This window comes from Ruegeria sp. CI1, from assembly GCF_056536925.1.
In genome coordinates this window covers 45,635-67,008 of the sequence record NZ_JBQFQP010000002.1, presented here as the reverse complement: position 1 = coordinate 67,008, position 21,374 = coordinate 45,635, and the positions used below count along the sequence as shown (strand labels likewise).

Here is a 21,374-nt window from a genome sequence, read left to right as displayed (position 1 = left end):
CTCCGGTCTGATCAGGCGCTTCAAACATGTTCCGGCAAGTGCGACAAGCCATCTGAACCGAAAAAGGCGCGCGGGTTGCCCCGCACGCCATTCCAGTCGAGTGAGCGAGGCTTACTTGCCGTCCTCTTCAAACTCGGCCATCAGGGGATCGTCCTCTTCCTCGTCGTCGTAATAGCCGTCCGCACGCAGCTGCGCCTCGCGCTTCTTTTCGACACGCGCGACAAGGAAAATCGAGACTTCGTACAGGCCGTAAACCACCGTGAACAGGATCAGTTGGGTAATCACATCTGGAGGCGTGACCAAGGCCGCAAGGATCAGAATACCAATCATCGCGTATTTCCGGACGGCACCCAGCCCCTCGGCGCTGACAAGACCTGCTTTACCCATTAACGTCAAAAGGACCGGCAGTTGAAAGCAAAGCCCGAAGGCGAGGATAAACTTCAGCGTGATGTCGAGGGATTCATTGACCTTGCCAAAGAACGTGATTTTCACGCCGTCTGATGTCTCGGGTACCACGGCGACTTCGGTCGGCACTTCACCCGTCGCCGAAGACAGCAAGTTGGCAAAGATCGAACTGACATCGGCAAAGCCGAGGAAGAACTGCATCGCCAGTGGTGTCACCACGAATTGGGCAAAGGCTGCCCCGAGCAGGAACATGAAAGGTGACGCGACAAGGAAGGGAAGGAATGCGCCTTTTTCCGATCGGTACAACCCTGGCGCCACGAACCGCCACATCTGGTAGGAGATCACCGGGAATGCCAGGGCGAACCCGAATACCATGGATATTCTAAACAGGGTGAACAGGTATTCCTGTGGCGACGTGTACTGCAACGTCGGGGAAGGATCGCCAAGTTCGCGAAGGGTCGCCTCGATCGGCTGCAACAGAAACTGCAGGATCGGCTCGGCCACCGCAAAGGCGACGATAATGCCGACCACAAAGGCCAGAACGGAACGTATCAGCCGCGTGCGCAGTTCGGTCAGGTGTTCGATCAGCGGCGCGGAGGTGTCGTCGATCTCGTCGGATTTGCTCATGTCTTGTCTGTCTCGGTGTTGAGCGCCGCCTCGGCTTCTTCGGCCTTGGCCAGTGCATCGGCGGCCTCGCGCGCCTTGCGATCGGCTGCGGCACGGGCGGTCGCGGCCTGAATCTTCTTGGCCTGCTCGGCCCGCTCGGCGGCCAGCTTTCCGGTCTCGCTGTCAGGATCGAACTTGGTCGGATCAATGCCCGAGGTAATATCCGAGGCCATGTCCTGCGCCGCCTTCTTGACCCCGTCCATCGCCGTGTTCACGGGGTTGGTCGCAGCCTTGATCCCCTTGGATATCTCACTCACGCCAGCCTCGTCGGCCGCCTCGTTCATTGCACGGCTGAACTCACGCGCCATGCCTCGAGCCTTACCAACCCACTGCCCCACATTGCGGAACAGGACAGGCAGGTCTTTGGGCCCTACTACGATCAGCGCCACGATGCCGATAACCAGAAGCTCGGTCCAGCCCAGATCAAACATGGTTGCTTATGCCTTGTCTTTGTCGGTCTCGGGCGTGACATCCTTGGCAGCGGTGGCGGCGTCCTGTTCGATCTCTTCGGTACCGTCCTTGACCCCTTTCTTGAAGGCGGTGATCCCTTTACCGACTTCGCCCATCAGCGAGCTGATCTTGCCACGGCCAAACAGCACCAGCACCACAACCGCGATCAGCAGAAGGCCGGGAAGGCCGATATTGTTAAGCATAGTCTTACTCCTCTTTCACCGGTTTCCAGAGCACCGGTCGTCATGATTTCGATTGGTGTTTTACGCCTGTGTCCGACGCACAGAAAGCACAGACAGCCTTGGTGACACGCCTTTTCACGAAAAAAATGACTGTTTCGTTCAGGTCTGGAAATCTACTGACAGGTTTATGTCAGTTGCCTGATGCTAGGCCCACCTTACCGACAGTAACAAATAGGAGATTAACATGACCCATGTCGCTGAAATTGTCACCTTCACGCTGGCCAATGGGGTTAGCGAAGAGGCGTTCATAAACCTTAGCAAATCTTCAGAAGCCTTTGTCCGGGCGTCAGCCGGATTCAAGCATCGTCAATTGAGCCAGGGCGAGGATGGGCGCTGGACCGACTATGTGGTCTGGCAGGACATTCAATCGGCCCAAACTGCGGCCAGGAGATTCCCCCAGCAGGATTTCGCCGTCGCACTAATGGCCGCCATTCGTCCAGATACCATCGAGATGCGGCACGAAACGGTGCTTTGGGACATGAGCGCTTGACGATCTAGGTCATGGCGCGCCAAGGGTAAGTTCATGCGCCGCACTGATCGTCTTTTCGATATCATCCAAATCTTGCGCGACGGAAAACTGTACCGCGCCCAGGATATCGCGGACCGACTGGAAGTGTCGGTCCGCACGATCTATCGCGACATGGACACGCTGGCCGCCTCGGGTATCCCGGTCGAAGGCGAGCGCGGAGTCGGTTACATAGTGCGCGAACAGATTACCCTGCCACCGCTCAACCTGACCCCTGCAGAATTGGAAGCATTGAATCTGGGGATGGCAATCGTCGCCGAGGCCGCCGATGCCGACTTGAAAGCTGCGGCAGAATCACTGGCCGAGAAAATCGACGCGGTTTTGCCAACCCAGACCATTGCCGAGGCAGATGCCTGGAAATTTGCAGTCTATCCTTTTGCCGATGCGGCAAGGGGGCTGGCGCAAATGACTCCGATCCGGGCTGCCATCAAGGCGCGGCAAAAACTGCGTCTGTCTTATCGCCGTATCGACGACACCCTGACAGACCGGGTCATCCGGCCCCTGCACATGGAGTACTGGGGACGCGTCTGGACGCTGACCGCATGGTGCGAGATGCGCTCGGCTTTCCGTGTCTTTCGCGTCGACCTGATCGAAAGCGTCACCCCGTTGCCGGAGCTCTTCTCGGACGAACCGGGGAAACGGTTGAGCGATTTTCAACCGTAAGCAGCTCGGTTACTTAAAGTATGGGTCCGGATCGACCGAGTCGAAACCTTTGCGCACCTCGAAATGCACATAGGCATCGTCTCCGCCGCGCAGAGCGGCGATTTTCTGGCCACGTTTTACCTGATCCCCCTTCTTGACGCTGATCCCTTCGACATTGGCGTAAACAGTCAGCAAATCCCCTTGGTGTCGGATCACGATAATTGGAACCTGATCAGCATCTGCGGTGATCGCAGCCACGGTGCCGGCCTCTGCGGCAGTCACTGCCGTGCCCGGCGTCGCAGCGATGTCGATGCCTTCGTTCTTGCCCTTGCTATAGGGGCGTATGATCTTCCCGGTCACCGGCAAAGCCAGCGCTGAGTTGCTTGCGGCACTTGGTGCCGGTGTCTGAACCGCAGGTTCGGCAGGTGTCTTTGGCGCCACGACTTCGTCCGGCAATGGCTTAGTCGCACTGGGCGGTGTCGGCGTTGGCGAGCCCTGCCCCGGTTGCGTCACTGCAGTCGTCGAGGTTTCTGCTGCCCGTTTCGGCGCGGGTTGATCCTTGACCGGGATCAGAAGGAACTGCCCTTCACGCACCACAAAATCGGGGCCAAGCCCGTTCCATTCGGCCAAGGCCTCGACCGGCACCTGATAGAGCCGTGAGATGGTATAGGCTGTCTCGCCTCGCTTCACCTTGTGGCGCACGGGCTCAGGGCCTGATGCAACCGGTTCAGCGGGTGCGGGTTTGGCCGGGGCAAGCGTGGTGGTTTCGACCGTGTCACTGCCTGGCGCGGAGTCGATGGCACTGCCGGCGATGCTTTCGATATCAACACCGGCGCCCGGTGCAGCACCAACCGCTCGGGGCAGCGCGATCACTTCGCCCTCTCTCAGCGTATCACCAGGTTGAAGCCCGTTGAACCGGGCCAGTTCCTCAGCAGGCAAGCCTACCCGCGACGCGATTTCGCTGACACTGTCACCACGCTGAGCAACTGCAACCTGATAAGTCGGATAGGTGATGACCCCGCGCGCATCAGGCGCCGGCCGGTTGGCAGTGCCGACGGATTGGGCGGCCGGTGTGGTACTAAACCCGCCGACCTGGCCTCTCAGGTCATAGTCCAGCGGGCCTTCACAACCCGCCAGTACTGCCATGGCCGCTGCTGCCGCCAAATGACGCCCGGTGACCGATCGAAATACTGCACTCATCTTGCCATCCTCAATGCCGCCCCCTGTTGGCCGGGGGTCTGGCGTTTTGTCAAATCTCTTTTTCACACCCCATCCCTGCCAAGCCCCTCAAGCAGAGGTACAAATCGGACGGGCCGCAATTCGTCATATTCCATACCGGTTTCGGTGCGGGTCACCTTGATCAGCGTTTGAACCGTATCCGACTGTCCCACCGGCACCACCATGATACCGCCGATCTTGAGCTGCGCCAAGAGCGGGCCGGGCGGGTCTTCCGCCGCAGCGGTTACTATAATGCGATCGAACGGTCCCTGTTCGGGCAAACCGAATGATCCATCCGACAGGATGGCGGTAATATTGGACAGGCCCATGTCCCGAAAAAGATCAACCGCCTCTGCCACAAGGCGTTTGTGACGCTCCACCGTGTACACCCGGCGCGCCAACCTGGCGAGAATAGCCGCCTGGTAGCCAGAGCCAGTGCCGACTTCGAGAACCGTGTCGCGTGGGCGCACCTGCAGGGCCTGCGTCATCAGGCCTACGACCGAGGGCTGGCTGATAGTCTGCCCACAGGTAATCGGCAGCGGTGTGTCGTCGTAAGCGCGTTCCGCGAACAGCCCTTTGACAAACAACCCTCGATCCACCGATTCCATGGCATTCAGAACGCGTGCATCCGTCACGCCCTTGGAACGCAGGGCGAAAAGAAACTGCATCTTTGTTTCTGGATCAGGGCCGCTCATTCGATTGCCTTCAGCGCCTCCAAAGCGTCGTGCGCAGTCAGATCCGCTCGCATGGGTGTGATCGAAACATAACCTTCCAGATTGACCGCCGCATCGGTATCGGGGGTTGTCGGGTTGTGCTGATACCCGCCCTTGATCCACAAAAACCGCCTGCCTGACGGGGAACTGTGGGGTTCAACGCTGAAGTTCGTTCCCTTGCGAAATCCTTGCCGAACTACGCGATACCCCAAAACCTCGCTCGCCGGCACCGGCGGGAAGTTTACGTTGTAGAAAAGTCGGTAGTCGTCATCCTCGTCCGGCGAGGCATCCAGAATACGGCGAACAATATCGGCACCAAAACGTTCGGCGACTTCAAAGGTGTTTTCCAACCCCAGATTGCGGGGGCCGAAGTATTGCGACAGGGCAATTGCGGGAAGTCCCTGCAAAGCCGCCTCCATCGCACCGCCCAAAGTCCCGGAATACAGCACGTTTTCAGCCGAATTATTTCCTCTGTTCACACCCGACAGAACCAGATCTGGCGGGCTATCCTTCATCACGTCATGCAGGCCTGCCAGCACGCAATCTGCCGGAGACCCCTCTGCCGCAAAGCGTCGTTCACCCATTTTGGCAATCATCATCGGATGGGTATAGCTGATGCAATGGGCTACACCGGATTGTTCGAACGCCGGTGCGACGACCCAAACCTCGCCCGAAGCCCCGGCCAAGTCCGCAGCGATCGCTTCGAGCACCCTCAGCCCCGGCGCGTTGATGCCGTCGTCGTTTGTAAGAAGAATACGCATCCTGCCATCTCTTAACCGATTTCGCCCTTGATAGACGCGGTGCCAGATTGCGGCAAGCAATCCCAGGTCGCAATCTGCGGCATTAGCGCACCACTTGGACGGAAACTACTGGTTTCAAAACAGGCTATTGGGTTGGCCCGGCGTCAGGCGGGGAAAACAAAACAACGGTCACGCCGGATCGTTAGCCACATCACACGTCCGATTTGCGGTACAAACACGTTCGGAACCGTCGCCTTGAGGATAGACCCGCTATAATCCATCCGAAACTCGACAAGGCTTTCGTTGCCCAGAAACCGCGCACGTTCTACTACACCTCGCGCGGCCACACCGTCGCTGGGGGTCGGAACCGGCCCTTTACCCCCACGATCAAAGTCAAGCTTGACGTGCTGGGGCCTGAAGACGATCTCGACATTGGTGCCGTCCGGGATGCCGGGGGCAAGGAACTGACCGAAAGGCGTTTGCGCTAAAGCACCGTTAACTTGCGCCCTCAGAACATTGATATCGCTGAAAAAAGATACGGCAGCTTTGTCAATCGGGCGAGTATAGACGTTGTACGGGGCGCCTTGCTGAACAATCTTTCCACCGCGCATAAGCGCAATTTCATCGGCCATGCGCATCGCCTCTTCCGGTTCGTGCGTGACCAGCAGCACTGCTGCGTCCTCGTCCTTCAGAATGGCGAGTGTTTCGTCTCGAATGCCATCGCGCAACCGGTTGTCGAGGCCGGAAAACGGCTCGTCCATCAACATAATCCGAGGCCGCGGCGCCAAAGCCCGTGCAAGCGCGACGCGTTGCTGTTCTCCTCCTGACAGTTGATGGGGAAAGCCATCGATAAACCGCAGCAGATCAACCTTCGCCAGCAATTCCTCAACCCGGGCGCGTTTTCTCTCTTTTGTCCCTTTAAGGCCAAAGGCAACATTTTCAGCGACACTTAAATGCGGGAACAGCGCAAAATCCTGAAACATCAGGCCAATCTCGCGCCGCTCGGGTGGAACACGGAACACGGTGTCACAGATCAGCTTGCCATCGACGTAGATCTCGCCCGAATCCTGCATCTCGACCCCGGCGATCATGCGCAATGTCGTGGACTTGCCGCATCCCGAAGGCCCGAGGAGACAGGTCACCTGCCCCGCATTGATACGTAACGAGACGTCATCCACCACCATACGCCCGCCGAAGGCACGCTTGATATTGCGGATTTCCAGACGTGGAGGAACTGCCTTGACCGTCACCGATGGACCCCATTGCCTTTCCCGATCAATTTCATCGGGCTCGGGCGGGGATAACAACCCCGCCCTTCAGGTGCAAGAGATCAGCAGCACCCGGTTGAGGCCGGTTGCCCTTCGGTCACGAACGGGCTGTCGCCGCCGCATCCTGCAAAGATGCCGTAGTGGGTCGAGAAATCTCCGATAAAGGTGAAGTGGCGGGCAAAACGGGTGTCTTGCAACATCTTCCAAGTGTTGCCGCACACGGGAAAGACCTTACCCGTTTCAATCAGATGATGATCGTCGAGTGCAAACTCATGCGGCGCATCCGGGATCGTTCCCTTATAGATGACGGCCTGCCCATAATCTTCGCAGGCCGGTTCCAGATCCGGCAGTTTGAACAGGCGATAAGTGGCAGAGATGAATTTCAATGGAGCCACCCGAGCCTCGAGCGCTGAATTTTCAATCGCGAGCGGGCGATGAGTGACACGGCGCGGATCGTCAAAGCCCGCATCCTTTGCCATCGACAGAAAATCGTTCAAATAAAGCGCGCCTGACAGGCACTCGCCATAAAGGACTTCGTCTTCTACCATCGACCTTGGAACACGGCGGTCTGCATAGACATCCGAGAAATACATCTCGCCCCCGTTTTTCAACAACCGGTGCGCTCCGCGCAGAACCGCTGCCTTGTCGGTCGCAAGATTGATCACGCAATTTGAAACGATGATGTCAAAAGAGCCGGGAGCCAGATCGAGATCGTCCAGTTTTTCGATATATCCGTGATGAAATTCGACATTGCTGGCTGAATAACCAAAGGCCTCGGCATGATAATCCTGATGTGCCCGGGCCACCTCCAACTGAGCGGGCGTCATATCCACACCAACCACGCGCCCGGTTTCGCCAACCATTGCGGACAACGCATAGACATCGCGCCCCGCCCCGCATCCCAGATCCAGGATGCGCATGCCGTCAAGGTCCAGCGGCGCAATCAGGCCGCAGCCATAGTACCGCGCCAAAACTTCGTCATGGATCTTCGACAGTATTGGCTTGAGATGTGCAGGCACAATGTCAGGCGTACAACAGGCGTTTGTCTGAAGGTCAGCGCTTCCTTTCAGGACATCGCCGTAATAGTTCTGAACCGCCTCGTGCTTCATCGTTGCCTCCCAATGGTGATTTCAGCACTCAGCTAGTTCAGTGACGGTAAAGGTTCAATCCGACCAACGGCCCGCTGACGCAACCGTGAGAATGACTCTGGTGCATCATGCCATCAGGGCGAACTCGACCTCGTCGCATATCCTGCCATTGACCTGCACTTGCAGCACGTGCAGTCCTGGCATCAGCTTGAAGGTCGTCGCATCCCGCTTGAGTTTATGCGACTTGCTCAAATGCAGAGTTCCGGAGCCAATTTCTGCCTGTTTCAACTTGAAAACCTTGGAGGAGCGTTTCCCTGAAGGCCTGAGAAAATGAATGACATAGTCGACCAGAACCGGCTGGTTTTCGGGGCCATCAATCAGCACCGAAAAATCAAGGCTTCCCCCGATCTTCGCTGCGGTCGGAGCCTTGATCGTGACATCGAGAGGTATTTCCGGATCAAAACCCAGTTGCATCATCGCGCCGCGATGCCCCGCTTTGATCAGACCGCGCAGGGCATGGGAGGTCATCCAACGCAGTTCTTCGGGTGTTTGCCGCTCTTCGGAGCTCCATTGTTCCAATCTCGCGATCGCCAGATCCGGGTGGGTGCGGGCGATGTCGTTGAGATGGTTGGCCACCGACCGAGTGACATAGCGCGTGCTGTCGAAGTGCAAGCGGTCAAGCAAGGGTAAGGTATCCCGTGGGTTCAGCGGTATACCCGCTCCCCACGGCAGTCGCGGACGCGTACCTTCGCTGGCCAGTCGGCGCACGTGATAGCTGTAATGATCACACCAATCTGACGCCCGATCCAGAACAAGGTCCGGCCAGCGATTCAGGAATGGTCGGATTGCCCACTCCATCGAAAACCGTTGTGTCACCTCTTCCAGAACATCGAGCGCCTGTTCCGGGTATTCCATCCCGATCATGGCCACCCACTCGCCCAAGGGCGCGAAAATGAAATCGCCGAAATCGTCGTCTACCAAGGCCGGATCAAGCGGCGCCGGCAAGGCGCGCAGAATTGTCGGTGCGACCGCCGGCAGTTTCCCGGGAATCGAATGCCGCAAGCAGTCTGCAATCCAGTGCATACGGTCCTTGAGTTCGAGTTCGCGCAATCGCTCCATGACCCGCGCCTCGAACGCGTAGGCGTCAAAATCCAGATCCGCTTGGGCGAAAAGGCCCGCCAGATAGCGGGTCTTTTCCAGATTGAAAAGCTGATCCTTGAGCGAAAATCCCTGCGCCATCTTCACATTGTCAGATTGGTGGCGCCACCATCCAGCAGGATATTCTGCCCCACGATAAACCCGGCATGCTGCGAACACAAAAACGCGCAGGCCGCGCCGAACTCTGACCGCGTACCATAACGGCGGGCAGGGATGGTCGCAGCGCGTTCGGCTCGGGCTTCTTCGACGCTGATCCCTTTCTGGCTCGCGACGCCGCCATCTAAAGAGTCCGCACGATCTGTCGCGTGAATGCCGGGCAACAGATTGTTGATGGTTACTCCGTGTGGCGCAACTTGCCGGGATGTACCGGCCACGTAACCAGTCAGGCCGGTCCGGGCCGCGTTCGACAGTCCGAGAACCGCGATGGGTGCGCGCACAGATTGCGATGTGATGTTGACCACTCTACCCCATCCGTTTTCGATCATCCCCGGCAAAAGCGCCTTCATGAAGGCAATCGGAGCCAGCATGTTGGCATCCAACGCCTTGATAAAATCGTCGCGATCCCAATCCGACCAAAGGCCAGGCGGCGGGCCACCCGCATTGGTGACAAGAATATCAACACCGCGCGCCAATTCGATGACCTGTTTCTGACCTTCTGGTCTGGTCACGTCGCAGGCAATGGTCCGCACTTGCACTCCAAACTCGGCACGGACGCGCGCAGCAGAAGCCTCTAGCGCCTCGGCGCCGCGCGCGTTCATGACCAGTTCGACGCCTGCTGCGGCAAGCGCCTCGGCGCAACCCAGACCCAAGCCTTTGCTACTGGCGCAGACCAGCGCCCGTTTACCGCGAATTCCCAGATCCATGAGGTTCTCCCTATCAGCCATTTCCGCATGTCTAGCACCGGCCAGCAAGAGAAGACCAGAAACGGTTCAATGATCAGTAAAAGAACTCTTCGCGAACGATCTTCCCGTTGGCGACGTGATAGATACCAATCTCTTTCATATCAAAGCTCTCGCCAGTTTCTTTCACTTTGCCTTGCACCTCGAAGATCACGGCAAAGCGGTCTTCGCCGTGCACAAACGGGTCGCTGACCGAAGCGCCCGAAACTTCATGCGCGCCTTCCCACCATTCATGCTTGCCTCGGATCGCGTCACGCCCCTTTATTTCGCGCCCCATGCCTGAGTAATCGACCGCTTCAACAGAAACTGCGTCCGGCGTATACAATTTCTCAAGATTTTCCTTGGCGCGGTTCTCACGGCAGCCGGCCACCAATTCATTGGCAATCTCTTTCAAATCCATCGAAATACTCCGTCATTTGTTCACTATATGTTCTTATAGCCACAAGCCAGTGATTCGAACCAGCCCCTTTGTCTTGCTTCGGCAGGATTCCCCGCCTATACGCGCGGTCATGCTTGATACCTCGAACCAACCTGCCCTGCCGCCCGAGATTGCCCGTCGCCGGACATTCGCCATCATCTCGCACCCGGATGCGGGCAAGACGACGCTGACTGAAAAGTTCCTGCTTTACGGGGGTGCCATTCAGATGGCCGGTCAGGTGCGCGCCAAGGGCGAGGCACGGCGGACACGCTCGGACTTCATGCAGATGGAAAAGGACCGGGGTATTTCCGTCTCGGCCTCTGCCATGTCCTTTGACTATGGCAAGTTCAGGTTCAACCTGGTCGACACGCCCGGCCACAGCGATTTTTCAGAAGATACATATCGCACCCTGACTGCGGTGGACGCGGCGGTCATGGTGATCGACGGGGCAAAGGGCGTCGAAAGCCAGACGCAAAAGCTGTTCGAGGTTTGTCGCCTGCGCGATCTGCCCATCCTGACCTTCTGCAACAAGATGGACCGGGAAAGCCGAGACACGTTCGAAATCATCGACGAAATTCAGGAAATGCTGGCAATCGACGTCACTCCGGCCAGTTGGCCCATTGGCATGGGGCGTGACTTCATCGGCTGTTACGACATGCTGCGCGACCGGTTGGAGTTGATGGACCGCGCCGACCGCAACAAGGTGGCCGAGAGCATTGAAATTAACGGGCTTGATGACCCGAAACTGTCGGAACATGTTCCTGCACATCTGCTTGAAAAGTTGCTGGAAGAGGTTGAGATGGCGCGCGAATTGCTACCCGCGCTTGATCCTCAGGCGGTGCTTGAAGGGCATATGACCCCGATCTGGTTCGGTTCGGCCATAAACTCGTTCGGTGTCAAAGAGTTGATGGAAGGGATTGGTTCCTACGGCCCCGAGCCACAGCCACAATCCGCGGAACCCCGGCAAGTGTCCCCGGACGAAAAGAAGGTCGCTGGTTTTGTCTTCAAGGTTCAGGCGAATATGGACCCCAAGCACCGCGACCGGGTCGCATTTGTGCGCATGGCTTCGGGCCATTTCAAGCGCGGCATGAAGCTGACCCATGTGCGCACAAAGAAGCCGATGGCGGTGTCAAATCCCGTTCTGTTCCTGGCCTCAGACCGGGAGCTCGCCGAGGAGGCCTGGGCAGGCGACATTATCGGAATCCCGAACCACGGCCAGCTGCGTATTGGAGACACACTGACCGAGGGCGAGGCGATCCGGGTGACAGGCATCCCCTCTTTCGCGCCGGAACTGCTGCAAGGCGTGCGGGCGGGTGACCCTATGAAGGCCAAGCATTTGGAAAAGGCGCTGATGCAATTTGCCGAAGAAGGTGCCGCCAAGGTGTTCAAGCCCTCCATCGGGTCCGGGTTCATCGTTGGCGTCGTCGGTGCGCTGCAGTTCGAGGTCCTGGCCAGCCGGATTGAGTTGGAATACGGCCTGCCGGTCCGTTTCGAAGTATCGCAGTTCACCTCGGCGCGCTGGGTGTCGGGTGAAAAGGCTGCCGTCGAAAAGCTGGTCGCCGCGAACAAGCAGCACATCGCGCATGACCATGACGGCGACATTGTTTATCTTACGCGTCTGCAATGGGACATCGACCGGGTTGTGCGCGACTATCCAGGGGTCAAACTGACGGCCACCAAAGAAATGATGACCTGAGTCCGCCCCTGTCCTAACCTGCCATTGATGAGCAGCATCATCAGATTCTTTAGGAGCCGGTATGCCTCGGGATGAAATCACTTGGGGCATTGTTTCCACGATCAAAGCCGATGAGGAAGACATCCTGCGCTTTGCTGCGCACCATCTGGAGTTGGGCGCTCATCGGCTGTTCATCTATCTGGATTCACCCGAATCCGCAGTCTTTTCTCGCCTCAAAGCACATCCAAAGGTGCGCGTTACCTCTTGCGGCGACAAGCACTGGTCCAAGTTCAAACACCGCCGACCGAAGAAGCATCAGGTGCGCCAGACGGTGAACGCTACTCACGCTTATCGTCGCGCTGATGTGGATTGGCTGGCACATATCGACGTGGATGAGTTTCTTTGGGCCGAAAACAGGATCAACGATCTGTTGGACGCGCTGCCTTCGGGAACACAATGCGCGCGCGTGCGTCCGGTTGAGGCACTGGCAGGTGGCGGAGATTTGTACAAGGCCTTCATTCCGCCGGGACCGGATCGTGAGAGGCTCGTCGACGAGATCTATCCCGAATTCGGTGCCTTTGTGAAAGGCGGGTTCATGAGCCATGTTGCAGGAAAGATTTTTGCCCGCACCGGTCTGGAGGACATCGAATTCAGAATTCACAACCTTCTGCAAAACGGCGAGCGTGTGGTATGCCCGGCAGAACTGGGCGGTATAGACCTCTGCCACCAACACGCCTGGTCTTGGGAAAAATGGATTGCTCGGTATCCGTACCGGCTCGCTAGCGGTGCTTACAGGCCGGAACTGTCCCCAAATGTTCCCAGATCACAAGGTGGTATGAGCATGCATGATCTTCTGTCTTCCGTCGAAAACACAAGTGGAGAGCCAGGCTTGCGCGCGTTTTTCGATGAATTGAGCGGTGCTGATCCAACCGTCCGTGAGCGGCTGAAAGCCCGCGGACTTTTGAAGTACCGCCCATTGGATTTGGAAAAAAAGGTCACGAAACACTTTTCTTCCAACTGCTAAATTGTTGAATGAAAAACGCGTTCCATACGACAAAACCCAATTAACTTCGTCTTCATTTGACCCTGCCCCACGTTTTTGTTATGTCCCCGCGCATGCCGAAACGCGCATGGGGCGCATGGCCATCCGGGCCCGGCTGTATTCAGACGCGCGGGCCAGGTCAGTGTCCGCATGAACCGGACATATATGACAAAATTCAACGAACTAAACCTGAACCCGAAGGTCCTCAAAGCTGTTGAGGAAGCCGGATACGAAACTCCCACCCCGATTCAAGCCGGTGCAATTCCGGCGGCCCTCGAAGGGCGCGACGTGTTGGGGATTGCGCAGACGGGAACCGGCAAGACCGCCGGGTTCGTGTTGCCAATGATAACGCTTTTGGCGCGGGGGCGCGCACGGGCGCGAATGCCGCGCTCGCTGGTACTTTGCCCGACGCGTGAATTGGCGGCACAGGTGGCCGAAAACTTCGACACCTACGCCAAGCACCTGAAGTTGACCAAGGCGCTGCTGATCGGCGGCGTCAGCTTCAAGGAACAGGATGCGCTCATCGACCGTGGTGTCGATGTGCTGATCGCCACGCCAGGCCGACTGCTCGATCATTTCGAGCGCGGCAAACTGCTTTTGACCGGCGTCCAGATCATGGTGGTGGACGAGGCCGACCGGATGCTCGACATGGGCTTCATCCCGGACATCGAGCGTATCTTTTCGCTAACCCCTTTTACCCGCCAGACATTGTTCTTCTCTGCCACCATGGCGCCCGAGATTGAGCGGATCACCGATACCTTCCTGTCGGCCCCGACCCGAGTTGAGGTTGCCCGGCAGGCTACGGCGTCGGAGACTATCGAACAGAGCGTGGTGATGTTCAAAGGCAGTCGCCGTGACCGCGAAGCGAGTGAAAAACGCAAGGTTCTGCGCAAATTGATCGATGCCGAGGGCGACAAGTGCACCAACGCCATCATCTTCTGCAACCGCAAGACTGATGTCGACATCTGCGCGAAATCGCTCAAGAAATACGGTTATGACGCCGCTGCAATCCACGGCGACCTGGATCAATCCCAGCGTACCAAAACACTGGATGGGTTCAGGGATGGTTCGCTACGATTGCTCGTCGCATCGGATGTGGCAGCACGCGGGCTTGATATTCCGTCTGTCAGTCATGTGTTCAATTTCGACGTGCCGGGACATGCCGAAGATTACGTCCATCGTATCGGCCGCACCGGCCGCGCGGGCCGCGCGGGCAAGGCGGTAACGATTTGTGGGCCACGGGACGCGAAAGCTTTGGATGCGGTCGAAAGGTTAATCCAGAAGGAAATTCCGCGCCTGGAGAACCCGCTGAAGGACGAACCCAAGCCGGAACCCGCCAAATCCGAACCGAAAAAGGCGAAAGCTGACAAACCCACCGAGCCCAAGAAGGGAAAAGAACCCAAGGGACGTGGCCGGGATCGCGGCGAAGGCGGCGATCGGGCGGTCGTCGGGATGGGCGATCACCTGCCCAGCTTTATCGCACTGAGCTTTGAGGAACGCCGCGCAGGGTGAGATCATTTGTAACAAGGCGTTTTGTGAACGCCTTGCAATTGATTGAACCACTTGCAAGCTGCTGTTCCCTGGCAATCAGATAACCAGCACAAGCACCAGGATCGACAGGCAAAGCAATACGATGCCTGCGATCTCTCTGAACGTGATTGATTCCCGAAAGAAAAGACTTGAGGCCAAGAGGCTGAATATCAACTCCACCTGCCCCAGCGCCTTAACATAGGCGGCATTCTGCAAGGTGAAGGCCAGAAACCAGCAAAACGACCCGCCCAGACTCGTCAAGCCTACAAAAACCGCGGTCCGGCGGGTTTGCCAGACGGCCAACAAGTCCCCCCGATTGCGCCAAAACAACCAAGCCCCCATCGACACCATCTGAAACGACGTCACGGCTGCCAAGGTCACCAGTGCGCGAAACCACGGATCAATATCGCCCAACTGCAAAGAAGCCCCACGATAGCTGACTGCGGAGAAGGCAAACAGCACCCCGGAGCCTAACCCAAGTTGCGAGGCCCGATTGGTCAGATGACGCCACCACGCACCATCGCCGCCAGGCGTCTTGGACAGCAGCAGAACAGCTGCCAATCCAAGCGCAATCGCACCAAGCGCACCGACCGAGACACCTTCTCCTAGAATGATGAAGCCGACAATTGCCGTCTGGATCACCTCGGTCTTTTTGAAGGTGATTCCGACCGCGAAATTGCGCTGCTTGAACAGGGCCACGACACAGATCGTAGCCAGAATTTGCGCCGTCCCTCCAATCGCAACGAACATCCAGAACCGCACCGCGAGGGGTGGCAGTTCCGCCGGAGTGTTGAGAAGAACCAATATCAAAGCCAGCACCGCCAAAGGCGCCGAATAGGCGAACCGGGCAAAGGTTGCGCCTGCCACCGAGAGCCGGACTGTACTTAACGATTTTTGCAGCATGAACCGCACTGTTTGGAACAGCGCGGCTGCGATCGTGACGGGAACCCACAAACTCATGGCTTCCCTTGTGGAACGAAATCAGTGCTTTGGCCAGAGAGGATGTGGCACCGGGTCTTTTGCGTGCCAGAAATAACGCCGAAATACCTCGCCGTACGACCGATAGACATAGCTGTCGTTGCACGCGAGATAACGTTCTTTTCCCTCGTGATACAGGGCAGGTAACCGATACCAGGCCGCGTTCGGGTTCATGTGATGTACGACGTGCAGGTTGTTGTTCAGGAACAGAAATGACAGCGGCCCACGATCTTCGATGACGACTGTACGGCCACGAACCTTTTCATAGGCCCTGTGTTCCAGAAATGTCCGTATCTTCAGCAAGCCAAGCCCGATATAGGCCGATATCAGATAGGCCCACACCGGCATGGGCGACAGGAGCGCGATCCAAAGCACTGCAACGGCTCCGGGAAGATGTAGCCCCCAGGCAATCCAGATCGCCCGGTTGCCTCCTATGGCCCCACGCCATTCCTCCGCAAGAAACGCGGCCTGGCCGATGGCCGGCCCCAGAACCATTCTGCCCAAAAGAGTGTTGTTTGCCGAATAAAGAGTCCGCTTCCAAGTCGGCAGCGTGTTCCAGACTTTTGGGTCAAGATAGTTGGATTCCGGATCGTCGTAGGGATCGGTCAGGTTTGAATCACGGTGATGCGCCAAGTGCAAGTCACGAAACCGGTTGTAGGGAATACAAAGAGTCAGTGGCAAAGCCATCAATGCCTCGTTCAACCACTTAGAACGGAAAGGATGTCCGTGAAGGACTTCATGGGTCAGCGACGAATGCAGCGCCGCGACCAACCCCATAACCGGAATCGCAATCCCAAGACTGATATTCGCCAGCCAAAAGACTGCAGCCAACCATGCCGCATAGCAGGCAACGATCAACAAGAACGTTCCCCATTCTGGTGCGTCGTTCGAGGGTCGCAAATCAGACATTGCGCCCCCACCCGATGCCTGCCCAGACACGCTCGTACAGGATATACATAGTCAGGCCGATTGCGGTATTCACCACTGCCAAAGTGCCGCCGACCGCTGCGGATCCCGTTGCGGCCAATCCGACCAATGTCATGGTCGCCAAGCCCATCACATTCCAGATCACGGCCTTTACGACCGATCTCTTTCGCGTCTCCATTTCGTACCCCAATTTTTTCTTCACAGAATTGTTACTTACGGATGGGCATGATGAGAATTCGGGATATGATTAACAAAATTCAGCAATTATGATATTTCTCAACACATGTATGACAAAATGGACAAACGGGACCGCGCCTCGCAATTTCGGCTGAGGCTGGCCAAGGCCATGGAAGAAAGACAGGTCACGCAAAGCGGATTGGCCCGACGCATCGGCGTAGATCGATCAACAGTCTCTCAGCTTTTGACGGATGACGGCGCACGCCTGCCGAATGCGCATGTCATCGGCAGTTGCGCAGAAACACTGGGCGTTTCAGCAGACTGGCTGCTCAGCTTGTCGGACCGTCCTGAAAGCGCTGCCGAGTTGCTGGCCAGCTCACTATCAATGACCGAAGCGCCACGCGCGCTGGTCGACGAACGGATATTCGAATGGCATCAACAGGCGGCGGGTTACAAAATTCGGTATGTCCCCGCCACATTGCCCGACATGCTGAAAACGCGTGCCGTGCTGGAATGGGAATATGCCCCGCATTTGGGGCGAACGGCCGATCAGGCAATCGGAGCTTCTGCTGACCGTCTTACCTGGATGCGCAGCGCGCAGTCGGACTATGAAATCGCGATGCCGCTGTTTGAAATTGACAGTTTTGCCCGCGCCACCGGGTACTATCGCGGATTGCCGGCGGATGTCAGACTGGAACAGATTGACCACCTTTTGGATTTGTGCGAGCAGCTTTACCCGCGACTGCGCATCTATCTCTTTGACGCCAAACGCCTATATTCGGCACCAGTCACGATTTTCGGGCCGTTATTATGCGTTTTTTATGCAGGAAGTCACTATATGGCCTTTCGTGACCGAGATCGGATCGAGCTTTTTACCCGGCATTTCGACACATTAGTGCGTGAGGCAGATCTCACCGCCCGTGACCTTCCGGCACATTTACTGCGGTTGCGACAGGCCGCCTCGGCCTCCCAATAACGCCTCAGATCTCCTGCTGGGTGCAAAATGCTCTGGTCTCGCTTATACTTGCTTGGCGCGAACCTGATGGAAATCCCACCGGTCGATAAAAAAGCGGAGGATTCGACGAATGGACGCAATACAAACTGCCGAATACGCACGGGCGCTGTACGCGGCGCATGGCGACAAGGCCGAAGCCGAAGCGGCACAAAAGATGCGCGCCTGTGAGCAAGCAGGAAAAACGGGCGAGGCCAAGGATTGGGAGGCCGTCCGACAGGCCATCCGGCAGATCCGGGGACCAAATCAGAGCTGACCACCCAAGTTGTCAAGCAAGGACCGTCCCGCTCCGCGGGCCGGTCGAGCATGTCGCCCTACAATTTGGGATCGGGGTTAACGGTGTGCCCGTCAACCGCGATCACCTGCCCAGACACCAGACGAGCCGCGTCCGAAGCCAGGAATACAGCCATATTGGCGACATCAAGCCCTTCGACGAAACGGCCCATTGAGGTACCCGAGGCGTAGCCACGATAAACCTGATCACGTGTCATTCCCTTGGCCATCGCCTCGCGCTCCAGAACGCCTTCCATGCGCGGCCCCTCAACAGCGCCCGGGCAGATCACGTTACATCTTGCCCCATATGGCCCCAGTTCCATTGCAAGTGTCTTGCCAAGCCCTATGACGCCCCATTTTGCCGCCGCATACGGCGCGCGATTGGGGTAACCGTATTGTCCGGCTGTCGAAGAGGTGATCAGAATGACACCGTTGCCTTGCCGCTTCAGGATGGGAGCCGCATATTTGGCGCAAAGGAACGCGCCCTCTAGATTGACGGCCATGCAGTCCCGCCACTCCTCCAGCCGCACATCTTCAATCAAGGCCGTTGGTCCGGCGATGCCCGCATTGGCGCAGAGCACGTCCAGCCCACCCCATTTTGTGTCGATTGCTCGAAACAAGGCGGCTACTTCCGCCTCGTCCGAAACATCGACCCGTGTACGCCGCCAGGTTTCGGGACATTTCGCAAGCGCCGATTCATCCACGTCCGCCACCCAAACTTCTGCGCCCGAGCCAGCAAAGGCGTCCGCCATCGCGCGCCCAACTCCCGATGCGCCGGCAGTGATCAGGACACGTTGGTTCATACAGGTTCTCGGATTGCGGCCCCCGCCCCTTCCGGAAAGGGCAGCCCGGCTTGCGCCTGCGCGATGCGCGCCATTGCCGCCTCGATCTCGGCCGAAGGCGCACAGGGCCTCCGGGTTTCGAGACTGACATGCAGCAGGAAGGTTTCACCCGTGGCCAGCAACATGTCGCCCTCATACATGCTGTGGAACAGGTGCAGCTTCTTGCCCGCTCCCAGCAGCATTTGCGTGCGCACCTTGATTTTTGAACCGGCATGGGCCTCGCCCAGATAACGGACGTGGCTCTCAGCTGTGAAATAGCTACCACCTGAAGAGATGTAGTCGGCATCGCACCCGATGATCTCCATGAACCGGTCCGAGGCCGCGCTGAACGCATCCAGGTATCGTGCTTCGTTCATGTGCCCGTTGTAGTCGGTCCAGTCCAGCGGCACCGCGCGCGCCAATGTCAGGATCGGCTGGCTGATATCTGCCTGATCCAGTGTCGGCAATGCGCCCGGCTTTAGTGCCGCGTCATGTTGGTTCAGCACCGCGCCCGCGCCCCAGTTCTGCGCCTTGAGCGCACGCATCATGCCGACAAGGTTGTTGTCGCGGATACGCTCAAGTTCGCGAATGGAGTGCATGCCCGATTGTGCGTCGGATTGACCCGCGATTAGATCGACCAGTTCGTCGGTGAATTCGGGTACATCCATCAGCTTGGTCCAAGGCCAGCTGAGGCAAGGGCCGAACTGGGCCATGAAATGCTTCATCCCCGCCTCGCCGCCCGCCACACGATAGGTCTCGAACAGCCCCATCTGCGCCCAGCGGATACCGAACCCCATGCGGATCGCCTCGTCGATCTCCTCGGTGGTGGCGATGCCATCCTTGACCAGCCACAACGCCTCGCGCCAGACAGCTTCAAGGAAACGGTCAGCGATATGCGCGTCTATTTCCTTTTTGACATGAAGCGGAAAGAACCCGACGGAACGCAAAGTGTCCTGCGCCTTCGCAATCAGCCCCGGTGCGTTTTTCGGACTGGGAACCAACTCGATCAGTGGCAGCAGGTAGACCGGGTTGAACGGATGCGTCACCACGATCTGCTCGGGGCGCATTGCATCTTCCTGCAACTCCGAAGGCTTGAACCCGCTGGTCGAGGACCCGATGATCGCATCCGGGTCGCAGGATTCCTGCAAGCCCTTGTAAACCTTCAGCTTCAGATCCAATCGCTCCGGCACGCTTTCCTGAATCCAGCTGGCTCCCTGCACGGCCTCGACCATGTCCGAGTGGAAGCTCAGCTTGCCCTCAGGCGGAAGCGGTACATCACTCAGCCCCGGCAGCGAGCGGCGGGCATTATCCAGGACCTCACCAATCTTGCGTTCCGCCTCGGGATCCGGATCGAACACCCGCACATTCCAGCCATTGAGCAGAAACCGCGCGGCCCATCCGCCGCCAATTACACCGCCACCGATGATTGCTGCTGTTTTCATGATTTCCTGCCTGCCAAACACGCATACTTCATCTTTTTCAAAATACTCCGGGGCTTGGGAGCTGGCCCCCAAGCCGACGTAGCGCCTACTTTGCCACTGGTGCCCGCTTGGTCAGCCCCAGTTTCTCGCGCACTTCCTGCGGCCCGATCACCCGCGCGCCCATATTTTCGATGATCGAACCAGCGCGCTCGACCAACTGCCAGTTCTCGGCCAATACGCCCTTATCCAGCCACAGGTTGTCCTCAAGCCCCACCCGCACATTGCCGCCTGCCAGAACGGCTGCTGCAACATATGCCATCTCGTTGCGCCCCAGCGAGAATGCCGAGAATGTCCAGTCATCCGGCACATTGTTGACCATCGCCATGAACGTGTTCAGATCATCCGGCGCCCCCCACGGTACGCCCATGCATAGTTGGACCAGAGCGTTGGGTTCCAGAACCCCCTCTTTGACCAGTTGCTTGGCAAACCAAAGATGGCCGGTGTCAAAGGCCTCGATCTCGGGCTTCACGCCCAGGTCGGTCATCATCTTGCCCATCGCACGCAACGCGCCGGGCGTGTTGGTCATGACATAATCTGCCTCGGCAAAGTTCATGGTACCGCAATCCAGCGTACAAATCTCGGGCAGGCATTCGGCAACATGGGCGACGCGGGCGCTGGCACCGATCAGATCGGTTCCGGAATCGTTCACGGGAAACGGGTTTTCGACATCGCCAAAGACGATATCGCCCCCCATGCCGGCGGTCAGGTTCAGCACCACATCAACCTCGGCGTCGCGGACGCGGTCGGTGACCTCACGGTAAAACTCAAGCTTGCGGCTCGGCGCGCCGGTTTCCGGGTCGCGCACGTGGCAATGAACCACTGCTGCCCCGGCCTTGGCAGCGGCAATCGCGCTGTCGGCAATCTGCTTGGGTGAACGTGGCACATGCGGGCTGCGATCCTGTGTTCCGCCCGAGCCCGTGATGGCACACGTGATGAAGACTTCGCGGTTCATTTCCAGCGGCATTGCGTTTTCCCCAAGTTTTACCGGCTTGTGCCACGGGTTGTCCCCAGGCTTGTCCCCGGAT

24 protein-coding genes are annotated in these 21,374 nt (G+C 57.9%); 7 read left to right on the top strand and 17 right to left on the bottom strand.

Going from position 1 to position 21,374, the window contains the following annotated elements:
• Positions 1 to 111 precede the first annotated feature (111 nt).
• From tatC to ACR0LZ_RS02245, 3 genes are read right to left on the bottom strand one after another with little or no spacing between them, the layout of a single operon-like run.
• Complete coding sequence (gene tatC, locus ACR0LZ_RS02255) at positions 112 to 1,032, bottom strand: twin-arginine translocase subunit TatC (protein WP_480748149.1); 921 nt, start codon at positions 1,030 to 1,032, stop codon at positions 112 to 114.
• A complete protein-coding gene (tatB, locus tag ACR0LZ_RS02250; RefSeq protein WP_480748148.1) occupies positions 1,029 to 1,502 on the bottom strand; it encodes a Sec-independent protein translocase protein TatB in 474 nt (157 codons plus the stop codon). The genes tatC and tatB overlap by 4 nt, the downstream gene beginning before the upstream one ends.
• 6 nt (positions 1,503 to 1,508) lie before the next feature.
• The gene (locus ACR0LZ_RS02245) at positions 1,509 to 1,724 is read right to left on the bottom strand and encodes a twin-arginine translocase TatA/TatE family subunit (RefSeq protein ID WP_480748147.1); all 216 of its coding nucleotides are present in this window, start codon (positions 1,722 to 1,724) and stop codon (positions 1,509 to 1,511) included.
• A 223-nt stretch (positions 1,725 to 1,947) separates the two neighbouring features.
• Here ACR0LZ_RS02245 and ACR0LZ_RS02240 point away from each other — a divergent pair, with 223 nt between their 5' ends.
• Both ACR0LZ_RS02240 and ACR0LZ_RS02235 read left to right on the top strand, forming a co-directional pair.
• A complete protein-coding gene (locus ACR0LZ_RS02240) occupies positions 1,948 to 2,253 on the top strand; it encodes a hypothetical protein (RefSeq protein WP_480748146.1) in 306 nt (101 codons plus the stop codon).
• 33 nt (positions 2,254 to 2,286) lie between these two features.
• Positions 2,287 to 2,952, top strand: a complete 666-nt coding sequence (locus tag ACR0LZ_RS02235; RefSeq protein ID WP_480748145.1) for a helix-turn-helix transcriptional regulator — start codon at positions 2,287 to 2,289, stop codon at positions 2,950 to 2,952.
• 9 nt (positions 2,953 to 2,961) lie between these two features.
• Here the strand turns inward: ACR0LZ_RS02235 and ACR0LZ_RS02230 are convergent, their stop codons facing one another.
• The 8 genes from ACR0LZ_RS02230 to ACR0LZ_RS02195 all read right to left on the bottom strand — a co-directional run bounded on the left by ACR0LZ_RS02230 (position 2,962) and on the right by ACR0LZ_RS02195 (position 10,415).
• A complete protein-coding gene (locus tag ACR0LZ_RS02230; protein ID WP_480748144.1) occupies positions 2,962 to 4,131 on the bottom strand; it encodes a peptidoglycan DD-metalloendopeptidase family protein in 1,170 nt (389 codons plus the stop codon).
• A 62-nt stretch (positions 4,132 to 4,193) separates the two neighbouring features.
• Positions 4,194 to 4,844, bottom strand: a complete 651-nt coding sequence (locus tag ACR0LZ_RS02225) for a protein-L-isoaspartate(D-aspartate) O-methyltransferase (RefSeq protein ID WP_480748143.1) — start codon at positions 4,842 to 4,844, stop codon at positions 4,194 to 4,196.
• Positions 4,841 to 5,623 (bottom strand): 5'/3'-nucleotidase SurE, encoded by a 783-nt coding sequence (gene surE, locus ACR0LZ_RS02220; protein WP_480748142.1) that lies wholly within the window; start codon positions 5,621 to 5,623, stop codon positions 4,841 to 4,843. The genes ACR0LZ_RS02225 and surE overlap by 4 nt, the downstream gene beginning before the upstream one ends.
• A gap of 143 nt (positions 5,624 to 5,766) precedes the next feature.
• The gene (locus ACR0LZ_RS02215; protein ID WP_480748432.1) at positions 5,767 to 6,786 is read right to left on the bottom strand and encodes an ABC transporter ATP-binding protein; all 1,020 of its coding nucleotides are present in this window, start codon (positions 6,784 to 6,786) and stop codon (positions 5,767 to 5,769) included.
• A 146-nt stretch (positions 6,787 to 6,932) separates the two neighbouring features.
• Positions 6,933 to 7,979, bottom strand: coding sequence for a methyltransferase domain-containing protein (locus ACR0LZ_RS02210; RefSeq protein WP_480748141.1), 1,047 nt, complete (start codon positions 7,977 to 7,979; stop codon positions 6,933 to 6,935).
• Positions 7,980 to 8,084: 105 nt separating this feature from the next.
• On the bottom strand, positions 8,085 to 9,197 hold the full coding sequence (locus tag ACR0LZ_RS02205) for a hypothetical protein (protein WP_480748140.1): 1,113 nt from the start codon (positions 9,195 to 9,197) through the stop codon (positions 8,085 to 8,087).
• A 2-nt stretch (positions 9,198 to 9,199) separates the two neighbouring features.
• Positions 9,200 to 9,979, bottom strand: coding sequence for an SDR family oxidoreductase (locus ACR0LZ_RS02200; protein WP_480748139.1), 780 nt, complete (start codon positions 9,977 to 9,979; stop codon positions 9,200 to 9,202).
• A gap of 73 nt (positions 9,980 to 10,052) precedes the next feature.
• Complete coding sequence (locus tag ACR0LZ_RS02195; RefSeq protein ID WP_480748138.1) at positions 10,053 to 10,415, bottom strand: nuclear transport factor 2 family protein; 363 nt, start codon at positions 10,413 to 10,415, stop codon at positions 10,053 to 10,055.
• A 109-nt stretch (positions 10,416 to 10,524) separates the two neighbouring features.
• Here ACR0LZ_RS02195 and ACR0LZ_RS02190 point away from each other — a divergent pair, with 109 nt between their 5' ends.
• The 3 genes from ACR0LZ_RS02190 to ACR0LZ_RS02180 all read left to right on the top strand — a co-directional run bounded on the left by ACR0LZ_RS02190 (position 10,525) and on the right by ACR0LZ_RS02180 (position 14,662).
• Complete coding sequence (locus ACR0LZ_RS02190) at positions 10,525 to 12,129, top strand: peptide chain release factor 3 (RefSeq protein WP_480748137.1); 1,605 nt, start codon at positions 10,525 to 10,527, stop codon at positions 12,127 to 12,129.
• A gap of 61 nt (positions 12,130 to 12,190) precedes the next feature.
• A complete protein-coding gene (locus tag ACR0LZ_RS02185) occupies positions 12,191 to 13,132 on the top strand; it encodes a glycosyltransferase family 2 protein (protein WP_480748136.1) in 942 nt (313 codons plus the stop codon).
• Positions 13,133 to 13,315: 183 nt separating this feature from the next.
• A complete protein-coding gene (locus ACR0LZ_RS02180; protein WP_480748135.1) occupies positions 13,316 to 14,662 on the top strand; it encodes a DEAD/DEAH box helicase in 1,347 nt (448 codons plus the stop codon).
• A gap of 75 nt (positions 14,663 to 14,737) precedes the next feature.
• On the opposite strand, the gene ACR0LZ_RS02175 is transcribed toward ACR0LZ_RS02180, so the two are convergent.
• The 3 genes from ACR0LZ_RS02175 to ACR0LZ_RS02165 are packed head-to-tail and all read right to left on the bottom strand — an operon-like array spanning position 14,738 to position 16,763.
• A complete protein-coding gene (locus tag ACR0LZ_RS02175; protein ID WP_480748134.1) occupies positions 14,738 to 15,640 on the bottom strand; it encodes an EamA family transporter in 903 nt (300 codons plus the stop codon).
• Positions 15,641 to 15,661: 21 nt separating this feature from the next.
• Positions 15,662 to 16,567, bottom strand: coding sequence for a fatty acid desaturase (locus tag ACR0LZ_RS02170; RefSeq protein WP_480748133.1), 906 nt, complete (start codon positions 16,565 to 16,567; stop codon positions 15,662 to 15,664).
• The gene (locus ACR0LZ_RS02165) at positions 16,560 to 16,763 is read right to left on the bottom strand and encodes a DUF2061 domain-containing protein (RefSeq protein ID WP_480748132.1); all 204 of its coding nucleotides are present in this window, start codon (positions 16,761 to 16,763) and stop codon (positions 16,560 to 16,562) included. The genes ACR0LZ_RS02170 and ACR0LZ_RS02165 overlap by 8 nt, the downstream gene beginning before the upstream one ends.
• A gap of 105 nt (positions 16,764 to 16,868) precedes the next feature.
• Here ACR0LZ_RS02165 and ACR0LZ_RS02160 point away from each other — a divergent pair, with 105 nt between their 5' ends.
• Together ACR0LZ_RS02160 and ACR0LZ_RS02155 are read left to right on the top strand one after the other, a co-directional pair.
• The gene (locus tag ACR0LZ_RS02160; RefSeq protein ID WP_480748131.1) at positions 16,869 to 17,738 is read left to right on the top strand and encodes a helix-turn-helix domain-containing protein; all 870 of its coding nucleotides are present in this window, start codon (positions 16,869 to 16,871) and stop codon (positions 17,736 to 17,738) included.
• Between the two features lie 109 nt (positions 17,739 to 17,847).
• The gene (locus ACR0LZ_RS02155) at positions 17,848 to 18,030 is read left to right on the top strand and encodes a hypothetical protein (RefSeq protein WP_480748130.1); all 183 of its coding nucleotides are present in this window, start codon (positions 17,848 to 17,850) and stop codon (positions 18,028 to 18,030) included.
• 58 nt (positions 18,031 to 18,088) lie between these two features.
• On the opposite strand, the gene ACR0LZ_RS02150 is transcribed toward ACR0LZ_RS02155, so the two are convergent.
• From ACR0LZ_RS02150 to bcoG, 3 genes are all read right to left on the bottom strand, one after another.
• Positions 18,089 to 18,850 carry an SDR family oxidoreductase gene (locus ACR0LZ_RS02150; protein ID WP_480748129.1) on the bottom strand — a complete coding sequence of 254 codons (762 nt, stop codon included), beginning with the start codon at positions 18,848 to 18,850 and terminating at the stop codon, positions 18,089 to 18,091.
• Entirely contained in the window at positions 18,847 to 20,313 is a 1,467-nt protein-coding gene (locus tag ACR0LZ_RS02145; protein ID WP_480748431.1) for a carnitine 3-dehydrogenase, read from the bottom strand. The genes ACR0LZ_RS02150 and ACR0LZ_RS02145 overlap by 4 nt, the downstream gene beginning before the upstream one ends.
• Before the next feature lie 82 nt (positions 20,314 to 20,395).
• Positions 20,396 to 21,313: a 3-dehydrocarnitine:acetyl-CoA trimethylamine transferase BcoG gene (bcoG, locus tag ACR0LZ_RS02140; protein ID WP_480748430.1), complete on the bottom strand. Its 918-nt coding sequence runs from the start codon at positions 21,311 to 21,313 to the stop codon at positions 20,396 to 20,398.
• Positions 21,314 to 21,374: the final 61 nt, after the last annotated feature.